Raw genomic sequence first — 4,673 nt, forward strand, 5'->3', positions numbered from 1 at the left:
CGTCGCCCGCGTCAGTCGAGCTGACGCCGGGCTGCGCCCTTGTCGGCGGACAACGCCAGCGAGGCGTAGATCTTCAGCGCATTGCTGACCACGCGCTCCCGGTTGACCGGCTTCCAGCCGCGCTCGTCCTGCTCGGCGCGGCGGGCCGCCAGCTCCTCCTCAGACAGTTCCACGTTGATGGAACGATCCGGGATCGAGATCGAGATGATGTCGCCGTCGCGGATCAGGCCGATCGCGCCGCCCGCGGCCGCCTCCGGGCTGATGTGGCCCAGCGACAAGCCCGAGGACCCGCCCGAGAACCGGCCGTCGGTGATCAGCGCGCACTTGGGGCCCAGCTTCATGCCCTTGAGGTAGGAGGTCGGGTACAGCATCTCCTGCATGCCCGGCCCGCCCTTGGGGCCCTCGTAGCGGACGACCACCACGTCACCGGCGACGATCTTCCCGCCGAGGATCATCTCGACGGCCTCGTCCTGGCTCTCGGCGACCTTCGCCGGACCCGAGAACACCCACTGATGTTCCGGGACGCCCGCCGTCTTCACGATCGCGCCGTCCACGGCGATGTTGCCCTTCAACACGCCCAGGCCGCCGTCGACGGTGTAGGCGTGCTCGATGTCGCGGATGCAGCCACCCTCGGCGTCCAGATCCAGATCGGCCCACCGGTTCTTCGACGAGAACGCCTCCGTGGTGCGGACGCCGCCGGGAGCCGCGAACCACAGGTCGGCCGACTCGGCGGTGGCGTGCCCGCCGCGGATGTCCCAGGCGTCCAGCCAGGTGTCCAGCGAGGGCGCGTGCACGGAGTGCACGTCCTCATCCAGCAGCCCGCCGCGGCGCAGCTCGCCCAGGATGGCGGGCATGCCGCCCGCCCGGTGGACGTCCTCCATGTAGTAGTTCGTCGTGTTCGGCGCCACCTTGCACAGGCAAGGCGTGGTGCGGGAGAGGGCGTCGATGTCGTCCATGGTGAAGTCGACCTCGGCCTCGCGCGCCGCCGCCAGGATGTGCAGCACCGTGTTCGTGGAGCCGCCCATCGCCACGTCCAGGCGCATCGCGTTGCTGAACGCCGCCTTGGTGGCAATCGAGCGCGGCAGCACCGAATCGTCGTCGTCCTCGTAGTACCGCTTCGCCAGCCGGACGGCCAGGCGTCCGGCCTCCTCGAACAGGCCCTTGCGGGCGGACGCCGTCGCCAGCGTCGACCCGTTGCCCGGCAAGGAGAGCCCCAGCGCCTCGGTGAGGCAGTTCATCGAGTTCGCGGTGAACATGCCCGAACACGAACCGCACGTCGGGCAGGCGTTCTGCTCGATGGCCATGATCTCCTCGTCGTCCACCTCCGAGTCGACGGCCTTGATCATGGCGTCGATCAGATCCAGCCGCACCGACCCGCCCTCATCGGGGGCGCCGGAGACGACGCGGTCGCCGAGCATCCGGCCCGCCTCCATGGGCCCGCCGGAGACGAACACGGTCGGGATGTTGAGCCGCAGCGCCGCCAGCAGCATGCCGGGCGTGATCTTGTCGCAGTTGCTGATGCAGATCAGGGCGTCCGCCTGGTGCGCGTTCACCATGTACTCCAGCGAGTCGGCGATGACCTCACGGCTCGGCAGCGAGTACAGCATCCCCGAGTGGCCCATCGCGATGCCGTCGTCGACGGCGATCGAGTTGAACTCGCGGCCCACGCCGCCCGCCTCGGCGACCGCGCCCGCGACGAGCTGGCCCATGTCCTTGAGGTGGACGTGCCCGGGGACGAACTGTGTGAAGCTGTTCGCGATCGCGACGATCGGCTTCCCGAAATCACTCTCGGTCATGCCGGTGGCGCGCCACAGTGCGCGGGCACCAGCCATGTTGCGGCCGTGCGTCGTGGTACGGGATCGGAGCTGACCCATGCTGAAACCTCCTGGAACTGATCCCTCACAGACTAGTCCGGACGCCGAAGCGCCGCCGTCCGCGTCCGGGCTAGTCGCGCCGCGTGGCCGGGGTGATCCAGATCGTGATGGCGCAGCGCACCGACATGACCCCGGCCGCGTCCACCAAAGACACCGGCACCACGACCTCGACGCCGGAGGTGATCCCCGCGAACTCGGGCAGCGGGTCCAGCACGGCGGTGGCCGTCAGCCCGCCCGTCGTCTTGGCGAGATAGCGGGCGTCCATCGCCTTGGGGATCCAGCGATGGGTCGTGGGCACGGACGCCTCGGCGAGCATCCCCATCGCCACCTCCGCCAGGTTGCAGGCGGCGATCGCGTGGAAGGTGCCGAGGTGGTTGCGCATCCACCACCAGCGCGCAGCCGTGACGACGCAACGCCCCGGCTCCAGGACGCGGACGTGCGGCAGCACCGTCGCGAAGTAGGGCGCCTTCAACGCGGCCGCCCCGGAGAACAACCGGGTACCGAGCGGCCCCGGCAGCCTGGCCAGCCGTCGCCACAGCCGGTAGGTGTCGCGTCGATCATCGGTGATCGCATCGCCCTCGGGGCGGCTGCCGGTGCGTCCCATCTCCTCAGGCTAACGGGCGTCGAAACCACGCACCCCGCCGACCTGGCAGGATCGGGGCCGTGGAGGATCGGCTCACGCTCTCAGCGACGCTCACCGGACCCGACCGCCCCGGCATCACGCAGGCGCTGATGAGCGCCATCGCGGGCCTGGGCACCGAGGTCCTCGACCTCGAACAGGTGGTGGTCCGCGGCCAGGTCACCATCGCGCTGCTGCTGGGCTCCCTGCCCGCCGACCTCGACACGCTGGAGGACCGGCTCGCCGGGACGTGCGCCCGGCTGGGCTACCGGCTCAGCATCGACGAGGGTGTGGGCGACAACCCGCCCCGGCTCAAGCGCGTCGTCGTCACCGTCCTGGGACGCCCGCTGCGCGCCACCCATCTGGCCGCCGTGTCCAGCGTCGTCACCGAGCACGGCGGCAACATCGACCGGATCCGGCGGCTGTCCCGCACCCCGCTGACCACCCTCGAACTCGTGGTGTCCGGCACGGACGTCGCGCACCTGCGTCCCGCCCTAGCCGCGACCGCCGCCGAGACCGGCTTCGACGTGTCCGTCTCCCCCGCGGGGCTCGCCCGCCAGGGCCGCCGCCTCGTCGTCATGGACGTGGATTCCACCCTGATCCGGGACGAGGTGATCGAACTCCTGGCCGCGCACGCGGGCAAGCAGGACGAGGTCGCCGCCGTCACCGCCGCCGCCATGCGCGGCGAACTCGACTTCGCCGCATCCCTGCACCAGCGCGTCGCGACCCTGGCCGGGCTGCGCGTGTCGGTGTTCGATCAGGTCCGCGACGACATCCGGCTCACCCCCGGCGCCCGCACCCTGGTCGCGACGCTGCGCGATCTGGGCTTCGCGATCGGCCTGGTCAGCGGCGGCTTCATCGAGGTCGTCGGTCCGCTGGCGGCGTCGCTGGGCATCGAACACGTCCGCGCCAACGCCCTGGAGGTGGTCGACGGGCATCTCACCGGACGTGTCCAGGGTCAGGTGGTCGACCGGGCCGTCAAAGCCGAGACACTGCAGCACTTCGCCGCCGCCGAGGGGCTCCCCCTGAGCCGGACCGTGGCCATCGGGGACGGCGCCAACGACCTCGACATGCTCGCCGTCGCCGGGCTGGGGATCGCCTTCAACGCCAAGCCCGCGGTGCGGGCATCCGCCGACACCGCCCTCAACCTGCCCTACCTGGACGCCGTGCTGTACCTGCTCGGGTTCAGTCGCGAAGAGGTCGAGGACGCCGCAGCACAGCGCCCCTGACCCGGCGGCCTCACCCCAGCACCACGCGGCGCCGCTACAGCACCAACGCCAGCACCAGGGCGACCACGCCGAGGAAGGGCAGCGTCCCCTGCTTCACAGCAGCGCCGCGGTGGGATGGACTCGACACGAGCAGCACCAGCGCCGCCGCCGTCATCGACCCGGCACCGGCCAGCACCAGGGCGGCCCCCACAGCGGTGGCTCCCGCCCCCACGAACGCGATGCCGACCGCGACGGTGATTGCGAGGAACAGGTTGTAGAACCCCTGATTGAAGGCCAGGCTCCGCGTGACCTCGGCTTCCTCCTCGGTCGTGCCGAAGGTGGCCCGGGTCCCCGGCCGCGTCCAGGCGAACGACTCCAGGACGAAGATGTAGACGTGGAGCAGCGCCGCCGCTCCGGTGAGCACGAGACCTGCGATCAGCATGACACCGCGTCCTTTCTCGTGGACGGGACGTCCCCGCTCACGCGGCGAGGATACCGAGCCGTCACGCCCGGAGCTGGTGGGCCTCCCGGCCGGGCGTGATCCCGAACTCGGCGCGGTACCGGGCGATGAAGGTGGACGGCGTGTACCCGCACGCCCGCGCCGCTTGGGTGACGCTGGCCCCCTCCCGGAGCCGTTCCGCCCCGGCACTCAACCGGCACCGGGCCCGCCATTGCGAGAACGACAGCCCCGTCTCCTTCAGGAACGCCCGCTGCACGGTGCGCGCGCTGACGCGTTCGGCCGCCGCCAGTTCCCCCAGCGTCGCCGACGCGGCGGGCTCGGCCAGCAGGTGCCGGGCGATGTGGCGGGCGCGCGGCTCCTCCGGCAGCGGCGGCGGCGCCGTCCGCACCCACGGCAACAGCGCGTCCATGAACTGCGCCATCGCCGGCCCGAGGCCGGGGCCGGGCTCATCGAGCGGGGCCGCGAGCCGGTTGAGTGCGTCGGTGCGCGGCAACGCGAGCGCGCGATCCCCT

Annotated in this window: 5 protein-coding genes; 1 reads left to right on the plus strand and 4 read right to left on the minus strand. The window is 71.4% G+C overall.

The window, feature by feature from the left end:
- Positions 1–11: 11 nt before the first annotated feature.
- Both ilvD and V7E09_RS12425 read right to left on the minus strand, forming a co-directional pair.
- Positions 12–1,874 carry a dihydroxy-acid dehydratase gene (gene ilvD / locus V7E09_RS12420; RefSeq protein ID WP_324511948.1) on the minus strand — a complete coding sequence of 621 codons (1,863 nt, stop codon included), beginning with the start codon at positions 1,872–1,874 and terminating at the stop codon, positions 12–14.
- A gap of 70 nt (positions 1,875–1,944) precedes the next feature.
- Positions 1,945–2,478 (minus strand): hotdog fold domain-containing protein, encoded by a 534-nt coding sequence (locus V7E09_RS12425; protein ID WP_324511949.1) that lies wholly within the window; start codon positions 2,476–2,478, stop codon positions 1,945–1,947.
- 59 nt (positions 2,479–2,537) lie between these two features.
- Between V7E09_RS12425 and serB the strand changes: the two genes are divergently transcribed.
- Positions 2,538–3,722 carry a phosphoserine phosphatase SerB gene (gene serB, locus V7E09_RS12430; RefSeq protein WP_324511950.1) on the plus strand — a complete coding sequence of 395 codons (1,185 nt, stop codon included), beginning with the start codon at positions 2,538–2,540 and terminating at the stop codon, positions 3,720–3,722.
- Positions 3,723–3,756: 34 nt separating this feature from the next.
- On the opposite strand, the gene V7E09_RS12435 is transcribed toward serB, so the two are convergent.
- Both V7E09_RS12435 and V7E09_RS12440 read right to left on the minus strand, forming a co-directional pair.
- Positions 3,757–4,143 carry a DUF1304 domain-containing protein gene (locus V7E09_RS12435; protein WP_324511951.1) on the minus strand — a complete coding sequence of 129 codons (387 nt, stop codon included), beginning with the start codon at positions 4,141–4,143 and terminating at the stop codon, positions 3,757–3,759.
- Positions 4,144–4,204: 61 nt separating this feature from the next.
- The coding region (locus V7E09_RS12440) for a helix-turn-helix transcriptional regulator (protein WP_324523465.1) at positions 4,205–4,673 on the minus strand (469 nt) is incomplete at its 5' end.

The sequence above is a fragment of the Propioniciclava sp. genome, from assembly GCF_036744435.1.
Taxonomy (GTDB): Bacteria; Actinomycetota; Actinomycetes; order Propionibacteriales; family Propionibacteriaceae; genus Propioniciclava.

What these genes read in the sequence shown, in the direction of transcription:
- ilvD (WP_324511948.1), bottom strand. Translation starts at nt 1,874, where the DNA reads ATGGGTCAGCTCCGATCCCGTACCACGACGCACGGCCGCAACATGGCT.
- V7E09_RS12435 (WP_324511951.1), bottom strand. Translation starts at nt 4,143, where the DNA reads ATGCTGATCGCAGGTCTCGTGCTCACCGGAGCGGCGGCGCTGCTCCAC.
- V7E09_RS12425 (WP_324511949.1), bottom strand. Translation starts at nt 2,478, where the DNA reads ATGGGACGCACCGGCAGCCGCCCCGAGGGCGATGCGATCACCGATGAT.